Consider the following 23,366-nt stretch of genomic DNA (forward strand, 5'->3'; position numbering starts at 1 on the left):
TTGAGATATAAAAAAAGCGATGGATCTGAACCCATCGCTCTTCATTAATATAGTTGAGCCTTATGCTTTTTTGGCGGCAGGCTTAACTGCAGGTTTCTTTTTGGTTTCGGTGTAAATTGCACCACCAAGGGCCAGCACCAACAGGATAGATCCAGCTAAAGAGATATTTTCACCGGCATAATAGGATGTTGGGTGGAATATGAATTCGATCTTGTGGTTACCAACCGGTATCTGCGCAGCACGTAAAAGGTAATCAGCACGGAAGTATGGTTTTTCAACCCCGTCGATCAGCATTTTCCATCCTTTATTATAATACACTTCAGAGAAAACAGCGATTTGTGAGGCGGTTGAACCACTTTGGTATATCATATGATCAGGATTGTAACTCACCAGGTCTATTTTGCCGGCAGGATCGGTCCCTAATGTTTTTTCGTCAATATCGCTTTTGTACTGCTTATCAACGATGGCTTCGTCTTTAGGGGAAAAACTGCTGATTGCCTGCATTTCCTGGTCGGCATTTTCAGCGTATTTGATGCTTTTTATAAACCAGGCATGTCCGCAAGCTGTTGGATTTACCTGCATACCTAAGTTTTGCGTTTTTTGGTCTTGTGTAATAATGTATTTGGTATTTAGCATATCCAAAACATCCTGGTTAATGCTTTTGGAGAATTGATTATCTATAAGCTCATCGAATCTTTTTAATCGAGCTGCAGAATATCCGCTTATTGATTTATGAAAAAACGGATTAAATAAATCATATTTAATACTGGCGCTTACGTCAAATACGCGATAGTCAGGATCTTTATCTTTCATTATAAATTGGTCAACCTCACGAGGTTTAACCGCCTGATCGGCCTCAATTTTATCCTGAAAATTCTCATTCTTCAAATAACGCCGGTCTACCTGCCACATATCAACCAATGTTAAGGCAAGTAAGGCAACCGAAAGCGTAACTATATTTATTTTCTGTTTGATAAATGCCCATACAATACCAAATGTTAATAACACAAATATTAATGAGCGTATAGCATCTGCACGTGCCAAAGATACCCTGTCTTTAATAATGGCATTAGCCACATCATTAGCTAATGCAGCATTACTCTTGAACGCTTGCGTAAGATAGTTTATTCCAGCAGCTTGATCTTCGGCTCTAAAGCTTAGAATAAGATCGGGTAACACAGCAAATAACAGGGTAAGCCCACCAACTATGTAAAGAGAGAGCATCAATTTTTTAAGTATAGGGTTTCTGTCTTTGGTATCAATAATTTCCTGAACTGCCAAGAATGCCAGTATCGGGAAACATATACTGGCCACAGCCAATATAGATTCCACCGCACGGAACTTATTGTATAAGGGGAAATAGTTGAAAAAGATATCAGATAGAAATGGCATGTTGCGACCAAAGGACAATAACATGGTTAATACCACAGTAGCTAACAACCACCATTTTAAACGGTTTTTAACTGTCAGTAGGCCAAATAAGAATAAAAAGCAAACTACGGCACCAAAATAATATGGGCCGGCCGTACCCGGTTTGTTACCCCAATAGGTTGTCATGCCCGGTACCGATGAGGTAATCTGTTGTGTATAATTAACTGCTTGCTCCTGGGGAATACCATTTGTCATCAACACTTTAGCAGTTTCTGAGTTTTGATCTAATGGCTCCGTACTTGGAGAGGCACCGCCATATATATTCGGGATCAGGAAAGTAAAAGATTCACCCACCCCCTGGCTCCATTGATAAGCATAATCTTTTGCAAGGCCATTGCTGGGCTCTTTGGAGGTTTGGGTAAGGTTTGATTTTCCGCGTATGGTTTCTTTACCAAAGTCGTAAGTACTCCATAAACTGGATGCGTTCACAGCCAATGCAAGCAAGGTTGCACCCCCTATGTAAGCCAATGACTTTAAGAAGGGCTGCGTGTTTTTTGTTTTAATTGCATGATACAATTCAATTCCCACTAATATGATCAGCGATAGCAACAAATAATAAGTCATTTGTACGTGGTTAGCTCTGATCTCCATAGCCAGGAAAAATGCCGTTAGCGCACCACCTAATATGTGTTTTCCTCTTAGTGTTAGGATAATACCACCTAATATGGGGGCAAAAAATGCAATAGCAAAGGCCTGGTTTGAGTGCCCTGCAACGAGTAGGATGATATTGTATGATGAAAATGTAAATGCAACTGCACCAGCAGCAGCAAGCCACGGGTTTAATTTAAGTACAATAAACAAAAAGTAGGTACCTAATAAAAGCAATAATACAGTATCAACAGGATTAGGAAATGTGACTTTTAGTGCTGTTACAATATGTGTAGTAATGTTGTCAGGATATGGTGCCCATATTTGAAATGCAGGCATACCACCAAATATCTGGTTTGTCCAAAGTATAGTTGTATCCTTTGCCCGGTAATCCATTATTTCTTTTTGAGTGGATTGGGCTCCAAGAACATCGCTTTGGCCTAATGTTTTACCCTGGAAGGCGGGTGTAAGGAAAAAAAAGCATATAGCTACAAAAATTGCAATAACGGCCAGATGAGTACCATTACGTTTAAACCAGTTGTTCATTTAAGTTTTTTGAAATGGATAATATATATTCCTCAAAAATAGAAATTTGAATGACAATTGAGTTACATAATTCGGATTTCGGATGTTCGATTTCGGATTTGGGAAAATTTGCTGATTTTGAAAATTAAAAAAGTAGGATTTGGTACAGCTTCAAACTAAATCCGAAATCGAACATCCGAATTCCGAAATTAAAAATTAGCAGGTAAGCTCGCGACTACGTAGCAGGATAAACAACAATATCATACCTGCAAGGCTCACGACATAGGCTATCACCTGGGGTTTGCCATAATCTTCCCTGTATTTGCGTATGCTGAAAAAGTTATATAAGGCAAGGGCACCTAAAACCACCCAAAAGAATGTGCCTATCTTGGCGCAGGTAGCAAATAGCTGCAGCGCAACTGTAAATACAATGTAATTGGCCACAATGAGTATAACAGACTCGGAGGTATTGTTATGGTTTGGGCGTCTTTTGTATACTTCTTCTGGCAGCATAGGGTTTATTTCACTTCTTCATAATCAACAAACTCGCCTTCAGAATCAGGCACGGTACCCCTTTTCCCCTGTGGGATATAATCAACCTTGATAGCACCATCTGGACGTCTGGTGGATTGACGTTGCTGCTGCTGAGCTTGTTGCTGGGCCTTATTCACCACGCTTTCAAAAAGGAAAGGTAGCAGATATCGTACTAAACTGCGTATGATATATAGTATACAAATTGATATGAGTAGAAAACGAATTAAAAGCATCACATTAATTTTTAGCTTACAAATATAAGTTATATAACGTAAAAATTGTTTTAATATGATTGAAGATAGATGTACAGATGTGCGGATTACGGATGTGCGGATGAAAAATCTACTTTTGTATGATACTCATTTGCTATCTGTAATCTGCACATCTAAAACTTCTCTTCCATCATTTTTTCTAAGGCAAACATCTCATCGCGCAGTTTGGCGGCCTGTAAAAAGTCCATATCCTTGGCCGCTGCGAGCATGTCTTTTTTAGTATTGTCAATTGATTTTTTCAGATCGGCCTTGGTCATGTACTGCACTATCGGATCGGCAGCCAGTGATATGGAATCAGCTTCCACATAAGCTTTTTGTACACCACCCTGAAAGTCGACCACAGAGGTTTGCTCCATGATCTCTTCGCGCGTTTTACCAACCGTGGTTGGCGTTATGCCGTGTGTTGTATTGTAGGCTATCTGTATATCGCGGCGGCGATTGGTCTCATCCATTGTAATCTGCATAGAATCGGTGATCTTGTCGGCATACATGATCACCCGGCCGCGATCGTTACGGGCGGCACGACCAATAGTTTGTATCAGCGAGCGCTCAGAACGCAGGAACCCTTCCTTATCGGCATCCAGAATGGCTACCAGGGATACTTCCGGCAGATCAAGCCCTTCGCGCAATAAGTTGATACCGATCAATACATCAAACTCACCCAGTCGTAAGCCTCTTAATATCTCTACCCTTTGCAGGGTTTTTACTTCGGAATGGATGTAACGGCATTTGATACCCAGGCGGTCCATATACTTAGCCAATTCCTCGGCCATACGTTTGGTGAGGGTGGTTACGAGAATACGGTCACCCATTTTGATGGTCTTATCTACCTCATCCAGCAGATCGTCAACCTGGTTGATCACCGGGCGAACTTCAATAACGGGGTCAAGTAAGCCGGTAGGGCGTATCACCTGCTGCACTACCACGCCTTCAGATTTCTCCAGTTCAAAATCGCCGGGGGTAGCACTTACATAAATGGTTTGCGGAGCCAGTTTCTCAAACTCCTGAAAATTTAGCGGACGGTTATCCATAGCAGCCGGCAGCCGGAAACCATAATCGACCAATGATATTTTACGTGACCGGTCTCCACCATACATGGCCCTGATCTGCGGAACGGTTACGTGACTTTCGTCAATCACCATCAGATAATCATCCGGGAAATAATCTAGCAGGCAGAAGGGGCGCGCCCCAGGCTGCCGTCCGTCAAAAAAGCGCGAATAGTTCTCGATGCCCGAGCAATAGCCCAGTTCGCGTATCATTTCCAGATCATAGTTAACCCGCTCTTCCAGGCGCTTGGCCTCCAGGAAACGGCCATCATCAATAAACTGCTTTTTACGGGTTTCCAGCTCTTCCTGTATAGCCCAGATAGATTGGGTAAAACGCTCCCGTGGCGCAACGTACAGGTTTGCCGGATACACGACCATATGGGTCATTTTTTCAACGGTCTTTCCCGTAGTGACATCAAAAGTGCTGAGCTCTTCAATGTCATCCCCGAAAAAGGATATGCGGTAAGCATAATCCAGGTAGGCCGGGAAAATATCAACCGTATCACCCTTTACCCGGAAAGTACCGCGCTTAAAATCGGCAGTAGTGCGGGCATAAAGTATCTCTACCAGGCGGTGTAAAAAAGCATTGCGACTAATACGCGTACCTACTGCGAACTTGAAAACAGAGTCGGCAAAGTCATCCGGGTTACCCATACCATAGATGCAGGATATAGATGATACCACGATAACATCCCTGCGACCCGACATTAGGGCCGAAGTAGTGCGCAAACGTAATTTCTCTATCTCCTCGTTTATTTGCAGGTCTTTTTCAATATAGGTGTTGGTGGTGGGTATAAACGCTTCGGGCTGATAATAATCATAGTACGACACAAAGTAGTTTACCGCGTTTTCCGGGAAAAACTGCTTAAACTCGCCGTACAGCTGTGCTGCCAGTGTTTTATTGTGGCTCAGTATCAGCGTAGGCTTTTGCGTTTGCTGTATCACATTGGCAATAGAAAATGTTTTACCCGATCCGGTAACACCTAGCAAGGTTTGAAAAGGATCGCCATTATTTACACCTTCCACCAGTTGACGGATAGCTTCGGGCTGATCGCCGGTGGGGAAGTATTGGGAGGTTAAATTAAAATCCATGTTGTTATGTAAAAATACAAATATTCCTGCAATAGGTTTTGCAATTCAAAATAAGTGCAGGATAATGACAACCTTATGTCAGCAGGATTTGAGTGTGTCGAAAAATCTTCACACTCATCCGGATTAATTTTTCACCAACTTTTTACCCCACAAAAACGAAACTTACAAAATTCAAACCGGGCATCCTCTTCGGGGTACTTTTTAAACCTTTATTTTAACACTTTTCTGCTCAAAAACGATATAAAAAGGTGTGCTTATTACCCGGTTTAACTAAATTTTAACGCCATTTTAACACTTTTTAACAAATTTTTGATGGGTTTTGAAAAAGTTAAAAAGTATTAAATAATTGATTGTTAAATAACTATATACAAAACGGTTGGTTTTTGGCTTGTTTTGTTCCTTTAACCAAACAGCCCTGCTTACAATTTTCAAAGTAAGCAGGGCTGGCCTGTGGTATACTTAAAGATACAAAAAATAGTTGGGATGTGCAAGGGGATGAACCGGAACTACTCTTAGTTTTTTGTCATCCTGAGCGATAGCGAAGGATCTTCTTCGGCATGCCTGGCGCACAATAGATGCTTCACTGTCGTTCAGCATGACAAATTCCCACCCTCTTTCCGCCCCGGGCGAAGCGCAGACGGGGTGAGTCGTCTGCGTAATCCAACTAGCCCGTTAAACTAATCCGCTTAGCCCGTTCAAAAAGACTGAGGCGTTTCATTTGTTCTTCCACCTCGCTTATGGCTTGCAGGAGATTATTTTGTGTGGTGGTGAGCTCCGTTAAAGCTGCTACCATCACCTCCCAAACTGGTTTCATTTGCTCAATCAGTTCCTGGCCTTTGGCGGTTAGCTGGATCAGGCGTTTTCTTTCATCAGCCTTATCCTTTTTGGAGCGGATCAGCTTTACTTTTTCCAGCTCTTTCAGCAAACTGATGGTGGACGGGTGGGTGTAGCCAATTTCATTGGCAATTTCCACCACGCTCAAAACCGATCTTAAGTGCAGGGTGTAGATCACCGGGAACCATTTGGGTTCAAAATCAACACCGTTGGCCTTATATATCAGAACGCCATCCTTACGGAACTGGTCGCTAAGGCGTTGCAATCTGGTTGCAATGGCTAAAATGCCCGATTCATCTATCACATTCATGTATAAACCCGTGCTTAATTTGTCAAATGTAGGTGATAAAAAATAGTATCTGCGCTCATCAACGGAAATGATTGCGGCAATTCATTTTTGGCCAGCCTGGTGAAGCCATTGCGTTCATAAAAACGATGAGCCGCTTTGAGTACGTCAACCGTTCCTAAATAAATATCGGCGATCTGGTTTTGGCGGCAATAATCAATCAGTGTATCAAGCAGCAATTGACCGGTGCCCCACTCTTTGCCACGGTAATCTTTCCGAACAAACATTTTACGGATAGCGCCGGCATGCTTATCGAAAGCAATTAAGCCTATAGTGCCCACCAGGAGTTCGTTGTGTTTGGCTCCCCAGAAGTTGCCTCCGGTTTGATGATAGTTTTTCTCGATATCTAACAGGTCGGGTTGATCCTGGATCGTAATGGGAACGTTAAACTCAATTTGCTGTATGGGCAAAACAATGTCAATGATCTGTTCGCAGTAATCATTATTTAAGGGGGTAATAGCAGAAAGTATGTTCATGGTTATAAATTTATATTCAAAACTACGTAGTTAACTACATATATTCATAATTGAATTGTAAAAAAACTTGTTAGAATCAGGAATCAAGAGCCAGGAATCAAGAAAAAGATGGAAAAAATATCCTTTTACTGCTGTGACACTTAAATATTCCTTAAATTGTGGCATACATTTAGCTGTTTTCCTGATTCCTGGCTCTTGATTCTTGACTCTAAATCTACAAGCATGATCTTTATTCTCAATAAAACCAATACCATTGCCAACCAGTTTTTGGCCGAACTGCGAGACACCGACATACAGCAGGATAAAGCGCGTTTTAGGCTTAACCAGGAAAAACTGGGACAGATACTGGCTTATGAGCTCAGTAAAACACTTCAGTATGAGGATAAGGAAGTGCAGACCTCATTAGGCACAGCCAGTGTAAGCGTACCTGTTGATCAACCGGTGTTGGGGACTATTTTGCGTGCCGGCCTGCCTTTTCACCAGGGTTTTATGCAGTATTTTGATCAATCGGCTTCGGCTTTTATTACTGCCTATCGTAAAGTAAAGCGTACCGGCGATTTTGTGATCCAGGTTGATCATATCTCCACCCCAAATCTCGATGGTAAAATATTTATCCTGTGCGATACCATGCTGGCCACCGGGCAAAGCATCGTAGTGGTATGTAAGGAACTCATGGCCCAGTATAAAATAAAAGAGCTGCATATAGCTGCCGTAATAGCCAGTACCGAAGGCGTGGCACATGTAAGGGCCAACCTGCCCAAGGCCAAGTTATGGTTGTGTGCTGTTGATGATGAAATGACCAGCAAAGCTTATATAGTGCCCGGCCTGGGTGATGCCGGTGACCTGGCTTTCGGAGACAAGTCCTGAGTTTGGATTTCGGATTTAGAAGGGGAATAGTTTAATTTTGCCTCTAATATTCATAAAGAACGCGTCATTGCAATGACGTGGTGTTAAAACCTTTTGTTTGTGGTTTTTGTTAAAAAAAGTTAATGCTTGCGGTAATATTATTTGTTTTAAGGTTTTATATGTTCCTTTATGTAAACCAATCATTTACCTCATGTTCTGCAAACCCTATCGCCTGTTACTTTGCTTTTCTTTACTACTTGTTAACGTGTTTACTTTACAAGCCCAGGATATAAAGACTTTATTGCTTAAACATATTGATAGCCTCCCTATGCCGCCGCTGCCGGAGGGGACTTCCTTCTTTATTACTATAAATAGGCAGCCGGAGATTATCGCTATGGCCATGTCCGATTTTCAGGATCAGCCTTTTAAGGCAAACGCCATTGTTTCATCTACCCTTGGTAAGGGCAAGGTATTATTGTTTGGTCCGTCGGCATATTTAAAAGCCGAAATGCTGACTAATAAGGATGTATCACAATTATTAAAAAATGCTTTAAACTGGGCTAGCCCAGGCAACAGAACGCGCCGGATTGCGGTAACCGGGGGCATGGAAAAAGGTTTCACTGATTTTTTGCAGCAACAAAACGCCACTGTTTACATCACTCCAAATTTCAAGCTTAAAAAGAATACCAGCCTGCTGGTTTTAAATAAAGATATAACCGATGTTAAGGAATTGCAGCTGATAGAGGATTTTATTACTGCCGGCGGTACCCTATTATTTGCATCGCCATATTCGGATCTGTATAACAGTAAAGACACCATAAAAAATCTGCAATATCTTGATCTGGGTATTAACAAACTATTAGCTAAAGCCGGTTTGGTTAATCCAAATGCGTTGATCGTGCAATCGCCAAAATACACAGCATTGGTTATCGATAGCGTGCCCGATTATGTGCAGCTAAAAACTCTATTGCCGTTGATACAAAGTAAAAAAACGTTAAGTGAAAGTGTTGATTTTTTTACCAAGCTAACCATCGAACAGGTACTTAAATATAATGATCCTGGTGCCCCTGTTATTTACGAAATGAAACAGGCTTTTGATATCCCGGCCGTGTTGCCGGTGCCATCGCCATCTGCTCCGGTATTAAACAGTACGCCCGCACTTAAAGTGGCCACTAAAGCAGGGTATTGGTTTTATGCCAAACAGCAGGATTTTATTCATCATCCCGAAGCAAAAGCTGCTGGTTATCAAATATTTCCTGGTGATGTGCCCGCAAACGCCCTACGTGTAAACCAAACAGTTGTTATTCCGGTAAAAGTGGGTACGCAGGGACTTAATGATCCTGAGCCTGTTTATTACCGGCCACACAGTACAGGTTTGTATGTACCTGCGGGCGAAAAGGTTACTATTACCATCAGCACCGATGATATAAAGCAGCATTTAAAAGCGCAGATAGGTGTGCATGATGACGACCTGACCCATATGGATCAATTTAAACGTACCCCCGTTGATTTAACGGCGAAATTTAGCCTCGATCAAAAACAAATTGATATATATTCTCCTTATGGTGGTTTGCTGCTAATTAATATTGCAGATACCAGCAAATTAAAAACCATTAAGATAAATGTTAGCGGTGCCGTAAAAGCGCCATACTTTAAACTGGGCAAAACCAGCGAGCAGGAGTGGAATACCACCATCCGCAACAACCCAGCGCCCTGGGCCGAACTGGCTACAGATAATATTGTGCTCACCGTACCATCGTACCGTATCCGTAACCTAAATAACCCGGTTAAGTTAATGCAATTTTGGGATGAGGTGATGAATGCAGATGCCGATCTGGCGGCGATTTCGCCAAAGCGTGCGCACCAGGAACGCATTATTGTAGATATTGATGCGGCCTATGGGTATATGTTTACCACCTACGAAAAAATAGTGGTGCCCGACGATCAAAGCTGCGAATGGATGCTCAATGAGGCATTTATCCGCTCGCATGGCTCATGGGGTGCTTTTCATGAACTTGGCCACCGGCACCAGTTTTGGAAATTGGATTTTCCGGGGACAATAGAAGTTACCGAGAACTTATTTTCTATGTATACCTATGATAAAGTATTGCATAAAGGCATTTATAATCATGAAAATATTTCCAGCCAGCCCGAGGTAATAAAAAATATAAAAGTGTACCTGGCTAATAACCCCAGTTATGAAAAATGGTGTAATGATCCTTTCCTGGCTTTAAGCATGTATATTGAGCTTATTAACCAATTTGGCTGGGACGCCATTAAATCCGCCAATACAGTCTACCGGAATCTGCCCAGTGACCAATACCCCAAAAACGATCAGGATAAACGCGATCTGTGGTTTACCACCATCAGCAAGGCAACAAATAGCAATCTGGGCCGTTTTTTTGATGTATGGAAAATTCCGGTTTCCGAAACCGCGAAAAAACAAGTTTCAATTTACAAGCCATGGTTCCCGAAGGAGTTGGAAGGTAACTAATTTCGGATTTGAGATGTTCGGTTTCGGATTTGGGAAGCGAATAGTTTAATTTTGCCCCTAATATTAATGAAGCACGCGTCATTGCTTCGTAACTCGCAATGACGTGATGGTAAAATATTCTGTCAATCCATGAAATCCGAAATCGAACATCCGAAATCCGAAATAAAATACAAGCACATCTTCTTTGATCTCGACCATACCATCTGGGATTTTGATAAAAACGCGGAGGAAACCCTGCACGAGCTTTTTATACTGCACCGTTTACAGGAGATTGGCTTACCATCGGCCGATCTGTTCATCGAAACTTATACCCGTAATAACCACGAGCTTTGGGCTCAATATCATACAGGGGTTATCACGAAGGAGGAGTTGCGTAATGCCCGTTTTAAAAAAACGTTTACCCAGCTTGGCTTGCATCCCGACCTGATTCCGGCCGATTTTGAAGACGCGTATGTACGGCTTTGCCCCACCAAAACCAACCTGTTTCCGCACGCGCACGAAACGCTGCAGTACCTGCAAGGTAAATACACCCTGCACCTCATTTCCAATGGATTTAAAGAATCGCAGCAGTTAAAGATCTCGGGTACCAACCTTGGGCGGTATTTTCAGCATATTATCGTATCTGAAGATGTGGGCGTCAATAAGCCCGATAAGGCCATATTTGAATATGCTGTTAACCTGGCGGGTACTACCAAAGCCGAAAGCGTGATGATAGGTGATAGTTTAGAAGCGGATATTTACGGAGCGCTTCATTATGGGATGGATGCAATCTTCTTTAATCCGTTCAACGCACTCAAACCCAATGATGTGCCTGTACAAATTACTCATTTAAAAGAGCTAACTTTATTATTATGAGCATTGGAAAAGAGCTTAGTGCCATTGAAACCGCACTGGATAGTTACCGCGAACTGCTGGATACCATCCCCGATGATCTGTTTGCCGAAACACCAGCAGGTGGCGGGTGGTCGTCGGCCGAGGTTTACAGCCATGTAATGCAGGCAACCCTTCGCTCGTCCATAGCTATTGAACGTTGTGCCCATAGTAACTGCCCCCCTACCAAAAAGGGCCCGAGTTTACAAGGGTACTTTACGTTGCTTTTTAGTCGTTTCCCGCCTGTAAAGATCAAAATGCTGGATATTATGAATGTAGAGAAGATCAGTAAGGAGGATGCCCGCAACCTGATTATCAAATGCCGCAAACGGATAGAAGATATTGCACCGCTTATTGTAAAGGCCTCGCCAAGTGTGCGTTACGGGCACCCGCGTTTAGGTATGCTTAATGCCAAACAATGGTTTAAGTTTACCCGTATACATTTACTGCACCATTTAAAACAATTAGAACAGATCAAAAATAAATTTCACGCCGCGTGAAACCTTTTATATTTAACAGAGTCTTAACAGTAAGATAATTTAGTTTACCGACATTTGTTAAAATCATTTTACGATGAATTTTGAGTATGCGTATTTGGTTGTTATAAGTTTGCTGCTCCTGGTTGGGGCCTTTTATATCAGCCCTTATGAATTGAATGTTAATGAAGACGAAGACGACGAGTAATCGTTTGTTAAGCATTTCAACTAGATATATTAACCGGCAGCGCCTGCCGGATGAGAAATTAACCCCTCTATTTTAATGTCAAAACGCGAAGTTGATATCGTAGTAATATCTGACGTGCATCTGGGTACTTACGGTTGTCATGCCAAAGAATTACTAAAGTATTTAAAAAGTATTAAACCTAAAATGCTTATCCTGAACGGTGATATTATTGATATCTGGCAGTTTAGCAAATCGTACTGGCCCGAGGCCCACATGAAAGTGGTTCGCCGCATACTCAAATTTGTTACTGATGGCATCCCCGTACATTACCTCACCGGTAACCACGACGAAATGCTCCGTAAATTCACCGATTTTAACCTGGGATCGTTCCAGTTGCTGAATAAAATTGTACTTAATATCGATGGTAAAAAAGCCTGGATATTTCATGGCGATATATTCGACGTAACCATGCAGCACTCTAAATGGCTGGCCAAATTGGGCGCAGTGGGGTACGACAGTCTTATTTTGATCAATAGTTTTGTGAACTGGTTTTTAACGGCCTTGGGTCGTCAAAAAATGAGCTTTTCACAAAAGGTAAAAGCTAGTTTTAAAGAGGCTGTAAAATTTATTAACCAGTTTGAACAAACGGCGGCCGACCTGGCTGTCGACAAAAACTACCAATACGTTATTTGCGGGCATATTCATCATGCCGAGATCAGGACTATTGAGAATACCGAAAAAACCGGCTCGGTATTATACTTAAACTCGGGCGACTGGGTGGAGAGCCTTACCTCACTGGAGTATTATAAAGGTGAATGGAATATATTTAAATATAATCCAGACGACTTTAAAACCGATACCGACGACGATGATAAAACCGATGCCGAAGACCTGGATGCCAAGCTGGATGTAAAAAGCTTACTCGAACGCTTTAAACAGGAACCGCACTGAGGATAGACTTTGGGATTATAGGATTTTGGGGACTATGAGACTGGGAGAACGAGGATTTTTAGAGAAGTGAACAAAGAGGGCAGTGTAAGTGTTATTATTCCCTATTCCAAAAGTCCCATAGTCTAAAAATCTCATAGTCCTAAAATCCATTTTCTTTACTAACTTACCCCCCGTTATAAAAATATAATGTTTGAAACTGTAACAGAAATGGAGCATTTACCATCTCAGTTAAAGTAAAAACACGCTTACTACAAATGAAAATACTTTTTGGCATACAGGGAACCGGTAACGGGCATATAAGCAGGGCCCGTGAAATTGTGCCTTTACTACAGCAATATGGCGAGGTTGACCTGTTAATAAGCGGCACCGAAGCCGAGGTTTCCTTATCGCAGCCCCTCAAATATCGTTTTCACGGCTTTAGTTTTGTGTTTGGCAAAAAAGGTGGTGTTGATAACTGGGCAACGTTTAAAATTATGAACCTGCCCCAGCTTTGGCGCGATATGCACAGCCTGCCGTTGAGCCAGTACGACCTGATCATTAATGATTTTGAGCCGGTAAGTGCCTGGGCATGCCGCCTGCAAAAGGTGCCGTCGGTATCATTAAGTCATCAATGCTCCTTTGTTTCGCCCAATACACCTCGGCCCAAAAAGTGGAACTATGCCGAATGGCTGTTCAAATATTATTCGCCAACCACGCATCATGTAGGTTTCCACTTTGAGCGATACGACGATTTTATACATACCCCGGTGATCAGGAGCGAGATCCGTGAAATGGAAACCGCCAACCTTGGGCACTATACTGTTTATCTGCCAGCCTATGACGACAAAACACTGCTGAAGCACTTGAGCCAAACCGAGGCTCAATGGCAGATATTTTCAAAACGGCAGAAAACACCCTATCGCTCGGGTAATGTGGAGATCTTCCCGGTAAATAACGAGGCATTTAATACCAGCCTGGCCAATTGCGAAGGTCTGCTTACCGGCGGAGGTTTTGAAGGCCCGGCCGAAGCATTGTTCCTAAAAAAGAAGGTGCTCATGATACCCATGAAAGGGCAATACGAGCAGCAATGCAACGCCCTGGCGGCATCAAAATTGGGTGTGCCGGTGGTAAACGAGATCAATGATAAGTTTGCGGGTCATCTGAATAACTGGATACAGGACGATAAAAAAGTGATCGTCAATTTCCCCAACGAAACCGCCCAAATTGTCGACGATTTGGTAAAGCGGTACGCGAGGAAGTAGGGTTTTTGGACTATGAGACTGGGAGAAAGGCGTAAGGATTTTTGAAATACGGAATAAAGATATTTGAAGGGATAAGAAATCCTTACCCCTTGGTCCCCAAAATCCCATAGTCCCTAAGTAGCATAGTCCAAAACATCAGTTTTTCTGCTAATTTTACGCCGCAAACAGCGCTCATATGATCAATCTTTTCAGAACTTTTAATCCATTCAACGCTTTATGGCTGGTTATCATATTGTTTTTGTCGCGGGTGGGTTATTTGTTTCATGTTCCGGATAAGCTGGAATTTATTTTTGTGGAGCCCTTTGCCCGCTTGCTGGTACCGGTAGCTTATGAATACGCGCTTTCGCCGGTTTTAAATATCTTTTTGGCGGCGGTACTGGTTTTTATACAGGCGCTGTTATTAAATTACCTCATCAATTTTCATAATTTGCTGGGCAAGCCTACGTTTTTGCCTGCATTAATGTATGTTACCTTATCGGGTTTATTTGCCCCGTTCCTAATATTGAGCGCCCCGCTCATCTGCAATTTTCTGCTGATATGGATGCTGTTTAAACTATTTAGCCTGTACAAAGGAGAGGATGCCAAGTCGACCGTGTATGATCTGGGGATGATCGTAGCCCTGGGGTCGCTCATCTATTTCCCGTTTATTTATTTGTTTTTATCTATCTGGATAGCCCTGGTGCTTTTTAAACCATTTAACTGGCGCGAGTGGGTGGCAGGAATATTAGGCTATGCCACTGTATTTTTCTTCCTGGCGGTTTTCTATTATCTGAATGATCGTATTAAAAACTTTGGCAATATCTGGCTTCCGTTGGGAACCAAATTTCCTGATCATATCAGTATCAACTCCTATAATTACCTGCTGCTTATCCCGGTGATCATGATCCTGGTGCTTTGTTTTTTTAAATTGCAGCAAAACTTCTTTAAAAGTTACGTGCAAACCCGTAAGTCGTTCCAGTTATTATTCCTCATTTTTCTGATCACTGCTTTTTCATTTTATGTAAACGCGGCTTTCCATTTGAATCACTTTTTATTGTGTTTAGCCCCGGTTGCCGTGTTTTTTGCTTACTATTTTTTGTATTCAACCCGGAAATGGTTTTATGAAAGCCTGTTCTTATTGCTGCTAATCAGCATTATCTGCTTTCAGTTTAACAAATTTTAACTTTTACATTCGTTCAAATTTCAGCGGTTATATTAGTTTTGTAGCATGAAGTTTGGAGTAGTTATATTTCCCGGGTCTAATTGTGATGAAGACATCATATATGTATTAGAAAAAATAATGGGTCAGCAGGTAGTTAGATTATGGCATAAAGACCATGATTTGCAAGGTGTTGACTTTGTTGTTTTACCAGGCGGTTTTTCTTTTGGCGATTATCTTCGCTCTGGCGCGATATCCCGTTTTTCACCCATCATGCAGGAGGTTATACAATTTGCAGCAAAAGGTGGCTATGTAATGGGTATTTGCAACGGGTTCCAGATATTGACCGAAGCCGGCCTGCTTGATGGTGCTTTGTTACACAATGAAAACCGCAAGTTTATTTGCCGCAACATTTATTTAAAGCCGCAAACCACTCAATCATTGCTTACTGCCCAGCTGGTACAGGATCAGGCTTATAAAATACCTATCGCTCATGGCGAGGGTAACTATTTTGCCAGTGCCGATGTAGTGAAGGCGCTGAATGATAATGACCAGGTATTGTTCAGGTATTGCGATGAGGCCGGTAACATTGTTGCCGATGCCAATCCTAACGGATCATTGGAAAATATTGCCGGTATCTGCAACATCAGCAGGAACGTGTTTGGATTAATGCCTCACCCTGAACGCGCTGCCGACAGTTTGCTGGCCAATGAAGATGGACTGGCTATTTTTGAATCTATATTATCACTAATTAAGGCCTGATGACCAATTTGGTTATCGATATTGGTAATACATATACAAAAATTGCGGTTTTTAAACTGAATGAACTGTTAGCAGTAATGCAGTTTGAAACGGTTGACCCAGACACGCTTGATAATTTTTTGAATAATTATCAGATTGACAGGGCAATAGTATCATCTGTAAAAAAAAATGTGGAACCATGGCAAACCGGTTTAGAAGCAAAAATGTCGGTAACCTATTTCAACGCGTTAATAAACAGCGGTATACATAACCATTATTTAACCCCTGGAACACTTGGTACCGATCGTTTAGCAGCTGTTATAGGAGCAAGCCATACCTATCCAGCCTTAAACAGTCTGGTAATTACCGGCGGAACCGCCATAACATATGATTACATAGATGCAGCCGGAAATTATTTTGGCGGCAGTATATCACCGGGACTAAATATGCGTTATAAGGCTTTAAATTATTATACCGCCGGCCTGCCATTGATTAGTACAGACGCCACCTTTAATGCAACATATGGCGGCAGCACCGAAACAGCTATACGCTCGGGGGTGCAAAACGGAATAAAATATGAACTCATGGGGTTTATTGAAAGCTATAAAGCCAACAATTCCCAATTAAATATTGTGTTAAGTGGGGGCGACAGTATTTTTTTTGATACTCTATTGAAAAATAGCATCTTTGCCCCCTATATTAAAATTGAACCTTATTTGGTTTTAAAAGGATTAAACGCAGCTATACAAAAGCATAATGATTAAATATACCAGGTTTCTTATAACACTTTTATTAGCTGTTAGCTCATTTGCAGCATTTGCACAATCAACGGCAACCACCAGCTCTCCATATTCCAGATATGGTATAGGCGATATTGATCCGCAGTTAATGCCCCAAAATATAGCTATGGGTGGTATTGGTGTGGCCACTAACAGAATAAGTTTGTTTAACAATATCAATATAGTAAACCCGGCTTCGTATGGTGCCATCAACCTTACTACTATTGATATAGGTATTTACAGCAATTTTTTAACCTTGAGCCAGGCGGGTGCTGCCAGCCAAAAAAACAGTAACTTCAGGCTGAGCCATGTGGCTTTTGCTATACCGGTAACCAAACGTTCGGCATTGAGCTTTGGTTTGGTACCTTATAGCGAGCGTGGTTATAACTATAAAAACACCGTTAAAGGAAACGGCGCTATACCTGCCGATACTAACCTTACCAATTATACTTACAGCGGCGATGGTGGTTTATCAAAAGCATATTTTGGTTATGGTTTTGGTATAGGTAAACACCTGTTAATTGGTGCTAACGTATCTTACATTTTTGGTACCTTAAAAGATATTAGTACCACAGAAATAAATACTAATATTAACGGGGTAATATATCCGTTACCGGGTACAACCAACTCAAAAATTGAATCGAGCAATTCTATAGCAGGGTTGAATTACGATTACGGTGTACAATATTCTGTCGATTTTTCTGATACCAAACACCTTACTTTTGGGTATTCAGGTTCGTTAAATTCCAAACTCAATTCCACCAGCAGTTTTATTGTAAGCCAGTATTTTAACGATAACAGTGGTAATGAAGATATTCCGCTGGATAGCGTGGTCAATAGACAGAGCGCTAAAACAAAAATAAAACTTCCGCTAACCAACCGGTTTGGTATATCGTTTCAAAATGATGGCAAGTTCCTGGTAGGCGCTGATTATACCATGAGTAAATGGTCGCAACTATCCATTGGTGGTGAAAATCAGGGATTGCAGGATAGCCGTACGTTTAACATTGGTGGTCAGTATACCCCAAACATCGCTACCTTACGTAACTATCTGGCTTCTGTTGATTACCGTTTAGGGGCTCTATATGATGAAACTTATATGGTGGTTAATAATACCAGGATTAAGCGTTATGCCGTTACCGCTGGTGTAGGTATGCCTTTAAGACCTAACAACGGTAGCTTTTACAAGATCAATATCTCTGCCGAAGTAGGTAGAAGAGGCTCTTTGGTAAATGGCTTGGTGCGTGAAAACTACGTGAATATCCATTTAGGCTTTACGCTGAACGATAAGTGGTTCCAGAAATATAAATTTGATTAATAAAACAGCATGTATAACCGGGTGAAACATTGGAAAGGCTTATGCCTGTTGTTGCCCGTGCTGATGCTTTTTATATCATCCTGTGTAAACGATCTGAATAAAGTTAAAGAGATTGCATCAAACGAGGTAGGTACCATCGTAGAACCTACCACGGGTGTTGATCTCATTATGAGCGACTCGGCCAGGGTGACGATACACTTGACTGCACCCTTAATATTACAGTACAACCCCCAGAATCCCAAAACTACCTACAAAGTAGCGCCTAAGGGTATTAAAATAATTCATTACGACAAGTTGACCCAAAAGCAGGATGGTACCATTATTGCCGATACCGGCATACTGCACGCGGGCGAAAAGCTGTATGAGTTCCGCAAAAACGTAGTAGCTACCAATGCCCAGGGCGATGTTTATAAATCGGACGAGTTGTTTTGGAATTCGGCAACTAAAAAAGTATACTCTCATAAAAATGTGGAAGTTTTTATGAAAAGCGGGAATGTGATGAATGGAGATGATTTTGAGAGTGATGATACCTTTTTGCACCCCTCTCTTAGAAAAAGTACAGGAGTGTTTCATGTGGACGAAAACGGGGCTCAGTAACGGAGTAAGTCAAAATTCAAAATTCAAAATTCAAAACCGAAAAGCTGTGTTTGGGCTAGGTTTTTTGACTTTTGAATTTTGAATTATTTTGTGTTATAGAATTTTACTAAAAATTGTATCTTGCGCCCTCTTTTGAGCAATAGAAACCATCGTAAGCTGTCCTTTAAAAGAATAGATTAGCACGTGATAGCTTCATGGCCTTTAAAGGGAAGATTATTATAAGAAAATAATTATAAAAAGTATATGGGTATAATGGGTTATTTGCGCGACCGGATGGGGAAAATTGTTGCCATCCTTATTGGTTTAGCGCTCCTTGCTTTTATTGTAGGCGAGGTTGTAAAGTCAGGCGGCTCTTTTTTGAGGGACGATAATAACGAATTGGCCGTGGTAAACGGCGAAAAAGTGCCTTACGATGAGTTTCAGAAAAAATTGGATCAAAATAGTGCTCAGTTTAAACAGTCGGGGCAGGCTATTTCTCCGCAAATCACCAGTTACATACAGGAAACTACCTGGAACCAGGTAGTAAGCCAGTTGCTGATGAACAAGGAGATTGAAAAATTAGGTATTGTAGTGGGTTCCGACGAAAGCACATCAATGGTTAATGGCAATAGCCCTGATCCGCAGATTGCACGTCAGTTCTCTGATCCGCAGACCGGCCAGTTTGACCGTAACAAGTTAAACCAGTTTTTGAGTTACCTGCAATCAGCTAAGGCCGATCCGAATCAAAAACAAGCCTGGACCGATTTTCTGACCCAATTGATTGAAGCAAAAAAAGCAACAAAATACATGGCTTTGGTTACCAACGGGCTGTATGTAAACTCGCTGGATGCAAAAGATGATTATGAAGCTAAAAACAAACTGGTGAATTTCAAATATGCCACATTGGATTATGCTTCTATCCCTGATGCTAAAGTTACTTTAAGCGATGAAGACTACAGCACTTACTATAACGCGCACAAAGGCGAATTTAAAAACCCGCAGGATGTACGTTCATTTGAGTATGTAAGCTTTAACGCTGCACCCTCGAAAGAAGATAGCGTTGCAATAAAGGCGCAGATTGATAAACTGGCTGAGGCCTTTAAAACCAGTACAAACGATTCGCTTTTTGTACAGATCAATTCTGAAACAAAAACGCCTATCAGCTTCCAGAAAAAAGGTGGATTAGAGCCAAAACTGGATACCGTGATGTTTAACGCGGCCAAAGGTTTTGTATATGGTCCTTACATATCAAACGGCAGCTATAAACTGGCTAAATTAACCGACGAAAAAACAACTTTTGATTCGGTAAGAACCCGTCATATATTAATTAACCCGGCTACCGAAGGTGGTGTGGAAAAAGCGATTGCTAAAGCAGATTCTATCAAAAAGCTGATTCAGGGTGGTAAATCATTTGCCGATCTGGCTGCAACTTTCTCTGTTGATAAGGGAAGTGGCTCTAAAGGCGGTGAGATACCTGCATTTGATGTTAATGGCGCCATGGGTGGCGGTCAGGGACAAATTACTCCAGAATATACCAATGCTGCTTTCAAAGCAGGCAAAGGCGATCTGATTGTGGTTACTTCACAATTTGGTGTACACCTGATCCAGATTGAAGATCAAAAAGGATCTGTAAAAGTGGTAAAGGTTGCTGTTGTTGATAAGCCAATAGCCGCAAGCAGCAAAACCCAAACGGTAGCATACAGCCATGCACAACAGTTCCTGGGTAACCTTACCAAAGATAACTTTGAGGCAGAGGTAAAAAAAGAAGGCTTAAAAAAGAGCGTAGCTGAAGACTTTACAGGTGTTGCCGCCAGCTTACCAGGCCTGGATAATGCACGCGACATAGTAAGATGGGCGTACAAAGCCGAAAAAGGTGATATTACCGATAAAGTATTCACCGTAGGTGATCAGTACATTGTAACCCGCCTAACCGAAATTAAACCTAAAGGCATACTATCTTTAGATGCGGTTAAGAAACAAATAGAGCCGGCAGTGCGCAATGAAGTAAAAGCTAAACAACTGGATGAGAAATTAAGCGGTGGATCGTCAATTGACCAGGTTGCTCAAAAAGCAGGTGTTAAAGTTATTCCGGTTCAAAACATAGTATTTGCCAACCCGATCATTCCGGGTGCATCATTAGAATACAAAGTGATTGGTTCTGTTTTTGGTTCACAGCCTAATAAGCTTTCCAAACCGGTTAATGGTCAGCAAGGTGTTTATGTATATGTTGTAGATGGTTTCACCAACCCTCCTGCACTTTCAAATAACGTAAGAGAGAAACAACAAATAGCCCAGGCATTAATGCAACGCGCAGCAGGCCAGGTACTGGATGCCTTGAAAGATAATGCAATTGTAAAAGATAACAGGGCTAAACTGTTATAAGAAAATTTTAAAGTAATTTTGTATCCGGGATCAGTCTGAGTACTGTTCCCGGATTTTTTATTTTTGTTGAGTTGCTCACTGGTTCATTGGTACAAGATTGGTAATCTTGCAGACCATTTGCTAAAACTAATGAACCTATAAACTAATGCGATGGATATACAGGAAAATATAGTGAATAAAGTAGCTCAAAGTGGCCTTGTCACCTTGGATCCTGCTGCTTTTTATCCCGCCGGCGAGCGTGTTATTTATGATATCAAGGATAACCTGTTCCACAGTTTGATGCTGCGGGAAAAAGATTTCAGGGAGTTTATCAAAGAACATGACTGGACTCGGTATACCGACAAAAATGTAGGTATCACCTGCACTGCCGATGCCATTGTACCTGCATGGGCCTATATGCTTTTGGCTAACCGCATGGCTCCTTACGCCCGGGAAATTGTTTTTGGCGACGAAGCTGTTTTAGAAACCGTATTGTTTGAAAAGGAAATAGCCAAGGCCGATTTTGAGCAATATCGCGATCAGCGTATTGTATTAAAAGGCTGCGGCGATACGGAAGTACCTGTTTCGGCCTATGTGGAATTAACTAAAAAACTCACCCCTATAGTAAAAAGCTTGATGTTCGGAGAGCCTTGCTCAACCGTGCCTATTTATAAGCGAAAAGATTAATTTTTTTAGTATCAAGTAGCTAGTATCAAGATTTATTGCGGGTTGTAAATACCTTTTTTTAAGTCTTGATACTTGATACTAGTTACTTGATACTTCCTCCTAGCACAATAAAAGCGCGATTAAATCATTTATAGTAAAGCTTTGTCATATCTTCGGCCCGTTATTTGTCGATGGGTGTAATGATATAAGAAGCAATTGCTGTTAATGAGAAAATCCCTTTTTTATACCATGCTATTCATTTTATGGGGTAGCAAAGTTTTTTCGCAGGAACTAACAAAAATCAGCGAACCTGTTTTTAAAGTAGGCGAAAAGCTAAGCTATAAAATGAAGTACGGTGTATTTACTGCTGCCGAAGCCGATATCCGGGTTGAGGCCAGTGATAAAAAACTCGACGGCCCTGCTTTTCATTTAATAGCAGAGGGTAAAACAGCAGGCTCTTTTGATCTTTTTTACAAGGTGCGTAATAAGTATGAATCGTACGTTGATCAAAATACCCTGATGCCTTATTTTTATACAGAAAACAGGCGCGAAGGGAAATGGAAACATACCGATAATGTGACCTTTGATCACAAAGATGGTAAAGTAAAGGCCGATAAAGGGGTATTCGCGTTCAAGGGACAAACATTTGACTTTGTATCGGCCTATTATTTTGCGCGTACTATTGATGTTTCTAAAATGAAAGTGGGGGAGAAGTTTGAGCTGCAGTACTTCCTGGAAGATGGTTTCCACTCCATGGGTATTACCTATGTAGGTACCGAAGTGGTTAGTTGTTCGATGGGGAAATTCAATTGTCTTAAATTTAATCCAACAATCATCCCTGGTCGTATTTTCAGAAAGGATAGTAAGTTGTACCTTTGGATAACCAATGATGGCAACAGGATACCTGTAAAAGCACATGTGGAAGTTATATTAGGCAGTGTTACCATGGATTTGCAGGCGGCAAGCGGCCTGAAGTATCCATTGAACCCTGTAAAAAATTAAATAAAGAATATGATTGAGGTTGGTCATGTATTGGTGCACGAGGATGTGGTGAAAGAGAATTTTGTTTGTAACCTTAACAAATGCAAAGGTGCCTGTTGTTTAGAGGGTGATTCGGGCGCGCCTTTAAATGCTGATGAGCTTGATATTTTAAAAGATATATATCCAAAAGTGAAACCCTACCTTACCGAAAAAGGGATCAGAACCATTGAAAAGGTGGGCACTTATGTAAAAGATTTTGAAGGCGACTATACTACGCCTTGTGTTGATGTAAATAAAGAATGCGCCTATGTAATATGGGAAAACGGTATCACTAAATGTGGTATCGAGAAAGCTTATGAGCAGGGTGCTATCAGTTGGAAAAAACCGATCTCCTGTCATTTATACCCTATACGCATAACCACCTATCCCGAGTTTGATGTACTGAATTACGATCGCTGGAGCATTTGCAGCCCTGCATGTTCATTTGGTAACGAGCTTAAAGTGCGTGTACATGAATTTTTAAAAGATCCCCTGATACGCAAATATGGAAAGGATTGGTATCAGGAGTTGGAGAACGAAGTATCAGGTATATAAGAG

The 23,366-nt window shown here is 41.5% G+C and carries 21 protein-coding genes; 15 read left to right on the plus strand and 6 right to left on the minus strand.

Annotation, left to right across the window (positions count from 1 at the left end):
- Window positions 1–60 precede the first annotated feature (60 nt).
- The 6 genes from BW976_RS19655 to BW976_RS19680 all read right to left on the minus strand — a co-directional run bounded on the left by BW976_RS19655 (window position 61) and on the right by BW976_RS19680 (window position 7,144).
- The gene (locus tag BW976_RS19655; protein ID WP_076375616.1) at window positions 61–2,565 is read right to left on the minus strand and encodes a hypothetical protein; all 2,505 of its coding nucleotides are present in this window, start codon (window positions 2,563–2,565) and stop codon (window positions 61–63) included.
- Between the two features lie 195 nt (window positions 2,566–2,760).
- Complete coding sequence (locus tag BW976_RS19660) at window positions 2,761–3,057, minus strand: hypothetical protein (RefSeq protein WP_076375618.1); 297 nt, start codon at window positions 3,055–3,057, stop codon at window positions 2,761–2,763.
- 5 nt (window positions 3,058–3,062) lie between these two features.
- Window positions 3,063–3,311 carry a DUF4834 family protein gene (locus tag BW976_RS19665; RefSeq protein ID WP_076375620.1) on the minus strand — a complete coding sequence of 83 codons (249 nt, stop codon included), beginning with the start codon at window positions 3,309–3,311 and terminating at the stop codon, window positions 3,063–3,065.
- A 152-nt stretch (window positions 3,312–3,463) separates the two neighbouring features.
- Entirely contained in the window at window positions 3,464–5,488 is a 2,025-nt protein-coding gene (gene uvrB / locus BW976_RS19670; RefSeq protein ID WP_076375622.1) for an excinuclease ABC subunit UvrB, read from the minus strand.
- A 664-nt stretch (window positions 5,489–6,152) separates the two neighbouring features.
- Window positions 6,153–6,632: a MarR family winged helix-turn-helix transcriptional regulator gene (locus BW976_RS19675; protein ID WP_076375624.1), complete on the minus strand. Its 480-nt coding sequence runs from the start codon at window positions 6,630–6,632 to the stop codon at window positions 6,153–6,155.
- 14 nt (window positions 6,633–6,646) lie between these two features.
- Window positions 6,647–7,144, minus strand: a complete 498-nt coding sequence (locus BW976_RS19680) for a GNAT family N-acetyltransferase (RefSeq protein WP_175614144.1) — start codon at window positions 7,142–7,144, stop codon at window positions 6,647–6,649.
- A gap of 222 nt (window positions 7,145–7,366) precedes the next feature.
- Here BW976_RS19680 and upp point away from each other — a divergent pair, with 222 nt between their 5' ends.
- The 15 genes from upp to BW976_RS19755 all read left to right on the plus strand — a co-directional run bounded on the left by upp (window position 7,367) and on the right by BW976_RS19755 (window position 23,363).
- Window positions 7,367–8,011: a uracil phosphoribosyltransferase gene (upp, locus tag BW976_RS19685; protein WP_076375626.1), complete on the plus strand. Its 645-nt coding sequence runs from the start codon at window positions 7,367–7,369 to the stop codon at window positions 8,009–8,011.
- 190 nt (window positions 8,012–8,201) lie between these two features.
- Entirely contained in the window at window positions 8,202–10,484 is a 2,283-nt protein-coding gene (locus tag BW976_RS19690) for a M60 family metallopeptidase (protein WP_084192278.1), read from the plus strand.
- A 129-nt stretch (window positions 10,485–10,613) separates the two neighbouring features.
- On the plus strand, window positions 10,614–11,339 hold the full coding sequence (locus BW976_RS19695; RefSeq protein ID WP_076375631.1) for a YjjG family noncanonical pyrimidine nucleotidase: 726 nt from the start codon (window positions 10,614–10,616) through the stop codon (window positions 11,337–11,339).
- A complete protein-coding gene (locus BW976_RS19700; protein WP_076375633.1) occupies window positions 11,336–11,854 on the plus strand; it encodes a DinB family protein in 519 nt (172 codons plus the stop codon). The genes BW976_RS19695 and BW976_RS19700 overlap by 4 nt, the downstream gene beginning before the upstream one ends.
- Window positions 11,855–12,113: 259 nt before the next feature.
- Window positions 12,114–12,968 (plus strand): UDP-2,3-diacylglucosamine diphosphatase, encoded by an 855-nt coding sequence (locus BW976_RS19705; RefSeq protein ID WP_076375635.1) that lies wholly within the window; start codon window positions 12,114–12,116, stop codon window positions 12,966–12,968.
- A gap of 254 nt (window positions 12,969–13,222) precedes the next feature.
- Window positions 13,223–14,209: a glycosyltransferase family protein gene (locus tag BW976_RS19710; protein ID WP_076375637.1), complete on the plus strand. Its 987-nt coding sequence runs from the start codon at window positions 13,223–13,225 to the stop codon at window positions 14,207–14,209.
- A 175-nt stretch (window positions 14,210–14,384) separates the two neighbouring features.
- Window positions 14,385–15,371 (plus strand): DUF6427 family protein, encoded by a 987-nt coding sequence (locus BW976_RS19715; RefSeq protein WP_076375639.1) that lies wholly within the window; start codon window positions 14,385–14,387, stop codon window positions 15,369–15,371.
- Window positions 15,372–15,416: 45 nt separating this feature from the next.
- On the plus strand, window positions 15,417–16,109 hold the full coding sequence (gene purQ / locus BW976_RS19720) for a phosphoribosylformylglycinamidine synthase subunit PurQ (RefSeq protein WP_076375641.1): 693 nt from the start codon (window positions 15,417–15,419) through the stop codon (window positions 16,107–16,109).
- Window positions 16,109–16,852, plus strand: coding sequence for a type III pantothenate kinase (locus tag BW976_RS19725; protein WP_076375643.1), 744 nt, complete (start codon window positions 16,109–16,111; stop codon window positions 16,850–16,852). Before purQ ends, BW976_RS19725 begins: the two co-directional genes overlap by 1 nt.
- Window positions 16,845–18,185 carry a BamG family beta-barrel-assembly machinery protein gene (locus tag BW976_RS19730; RefSeq protein ID WP_076375645.1) on the plus strand — a complete coding sequence of 447 codons (1,341 nt, stop codon included), beginning with the start codon at window positions 16,845–16,847 and terminating at the stop codon, window positions 18,183–18,185. The genes BW976_RS19725 and BW976_RS19730 overlap by 8 nt, the downstream gene beginning before the upstream one ends.
- Before the next feature lie 9 nt (window positions 18,186–18,194).
- Window positions 18,195–18,782, plus strand: a complete 588-nt coding sequence (lptC, locus tag BW976_RS19735) for an LPS export ABC transporter periplasmic protein LptC (protein ID WP_076375647.1) — start codon at window positions 18,195–18,197, stop codon at window positions 18,780–18,782.
- Between the two features lie 243 nt (window positions 18,783–19,025).
- A complete protein-coding gene (locus BW976_RS19740) occupies window positions 19,026–21,143 on the plus strand; it encodes a peptidylprolyl isomerase (protein WP_076375649.1) in 2,118 nt (705 codons plus the stop codon).
- A 150-nt stretch (window positions 21,144–21,293) separates the two neighbouring features.
- Window positions 21,294–21,809 carry a DUF2480 family protein gene (locus BW976_RS19745; protein ID WP_076375651.1) on the plus strand — a complete coding sequence of 172 codons (516 nt, stop codon included), beginning with the start codon at window positions 21,294–21,296 and terminating at the stop codon, window positions 21,807–21,809.
- Window positions 21,810–22,013: 204 nt separating this feature from the next.
- A complete protein-coding gene (locus BW976_RS19750) occupies window positions 22,014–22,790 on the plus strand; it encodes a DUF3108 domain-containing protein (protein ID WP_076375653.1) in 777 nt (258 codons plus the stop codon).
- A 9-nt stretch (window positions 22,791–22,799) separates the two neighbouring features.
- Entirely contained in the window at window positions 22,800–23,363 is a 564-nt protein-coding gene (locus BW976_RS19755; protein ID WP_076375655.1) for a DUF3109 family protein, read from the plus strand.
- Window positions 23,364–23,366: the final 3 nt, after the last annotated feature.

The organism is Mucilaginibacter lappiensis (assembly GCF_900155965.1).
Taxonomy (GTDB): Bacteria; Bacteroidota; Bacteroidia; order Sphingobacteriales; family Sphingobacteriaceae; genus Mucilaginibacter; species Mucilaginibacter lappiensis.

What these genes read in the sequence shown, in the direction of transcription:
- BW976_RS19655 (WP_076375616.1), bottom strand. Translation starts at nt 2,565, where the DNA reads ATGAACAACTGGTTTAAACGTAATGGTACTCATCTGGCCGTTATTGCA.
- BW976_RS19660 (WP_076375618.1), bottom strand. Translation starts at nt 3,057, where the DNA reads ATGCTGCCAGAAGAAGTATACAAAAGACGCCCAAACCATAACAATACC.
- BW976_RS19665 (WP_076375620.1), bottom strand. Translation starts at nt 3,311, where the DNA reads ATGCTTTTAATTCGTTTTCTACTCATATCAATTTGTATACTATATATC.
- uvrB (WP_076375622.1), bottom strand. Translation starts at nt 5,488, where the DNA reads ATGGATTTTAATTTAACCTCCCAATACTTCCCCACCGGCGATCAGCCC.
- BW976_RS19675 (WP_076375624.1), bottom strand. Translation starts at nt 6,632, where the DNA reads ATGAATGTGATAGATGAATCGGGCATTTTAGCCATTGCAACCAGATTG.
- BW976_RS19680 (WP_175614144.1), bottom strand. Translation starts at nt 7,144, where the DNA reads ATGAACATACTTTCTGCTATTACCCCCTTAAATAATGATTACTGCGAA.
- upp (WP_076375626.1), top strand. Translation starts at nt 7,367, where the DNA reads ATGATCTTTATTCTCAATAAAACCAATACCATTGCCAACCAGTTTTTG.
- BW976_RS19690 (WP_084192278.1), top strand. Translation starts at nt 8,202, where the DNA reads ATGTTCTGCAAACCCTATCGCCTGTTACTTTGCTTTTCTTTACTACTT.
- BW976_RS19695 (WP_076375631.1), top strand. Translation starts at nt 10,614, where the DNA reads ATGAAATCCGAAATCGAACATCCGAAATCCGAAATAAAATACAAGCAC.
- BW976_RS19700 (WP_076375633.1), top strand. Translation starts at nt 11,336, where the DNA reads ATGAGCATTGGAAAAGAGCTTAGTGCCATTGAAACCGCACTGGATAGT.
- BW976_RS19705 (WP_076375635.1), top strand. Translation starts at nt 12,114, where the DNA reads ATGTCAAAACGCGAAGTTGATATCGTAGTAATATCTGACGTGCATCTG.
- BW976_RS19710 (WP_076375637.1), top strand. Translation starts at nt 13,223, where the DNA reads ATGAAAATACTTTTTGGCATACAGGGAACCGGTAACGGGCATATAAGC.
- BW976_RS19715 (WP_076375639.1), top strand. Translation starts at nt 14,385, where the DNA reads ATGATCAATCTTTTCAGAACTTTTAATCCATTCAACGCTTTATGGCTG.
- purQ (WP_076375641.1), top strand. Translation starts at nt 15,417, where the DNA reads ATGAAGTTTGGAGTAGTTATATTTCCCGGGTCTAATTGTGATGAAGAC.
- BW976_RS19725 (WP_076375643.1), top strand. Translation starts at nt 16,109, where the DNA reads ATGACCAATTTGGTTATCGATATTGGTAATACATATACAAAAATTGCG.
- BW976_RS19730 (WP_076375645.1), top strand. Translation starts at nt 16,845, where the DNA reads ATGATTAAATATACCAGGTTTCTTATAACACTTTTATTAGCTGTTAGC.
- lptC (WP_076375647.1), top strand. Translation starts at nt 18,195, where the DNA reads ATGTATAACCGGGTGAAACATTGGAAAGGCTTATGCCTGTTGTTGCCC.
- BW976_RS19740 (WP_076375649.1), top strand. Translation starts at nt 19,026, where the DNA reads ATGGGTATAATGGGTTATTTGCGCGACCGGATGGGGAAAATTGTTGCC.
- BW976_RS19745 (WP_076375651.1), top strand. Translation starts at nt 21,294, where the DNA reads ATGGATATACAGGAAAATATAGTGAATAAAGTAGCTCAAAGTGGCCTT.
- BW976_RS19750 (WP_076375653.1), top strand. Translation starts at nt 22,014, where the DNA reads ATGAGAAAATCCCTTTTTTATACCATGCTATTCATTTTATGGGGTAGC.
- BW976_RS19755 (WP_076375655.1), top strand. Translation starts at nt 22,800, where the DNA reads ATGATTGAGGTTGGTCATGTATTGGTGCACGAGGATGTGGTGAAAGAG.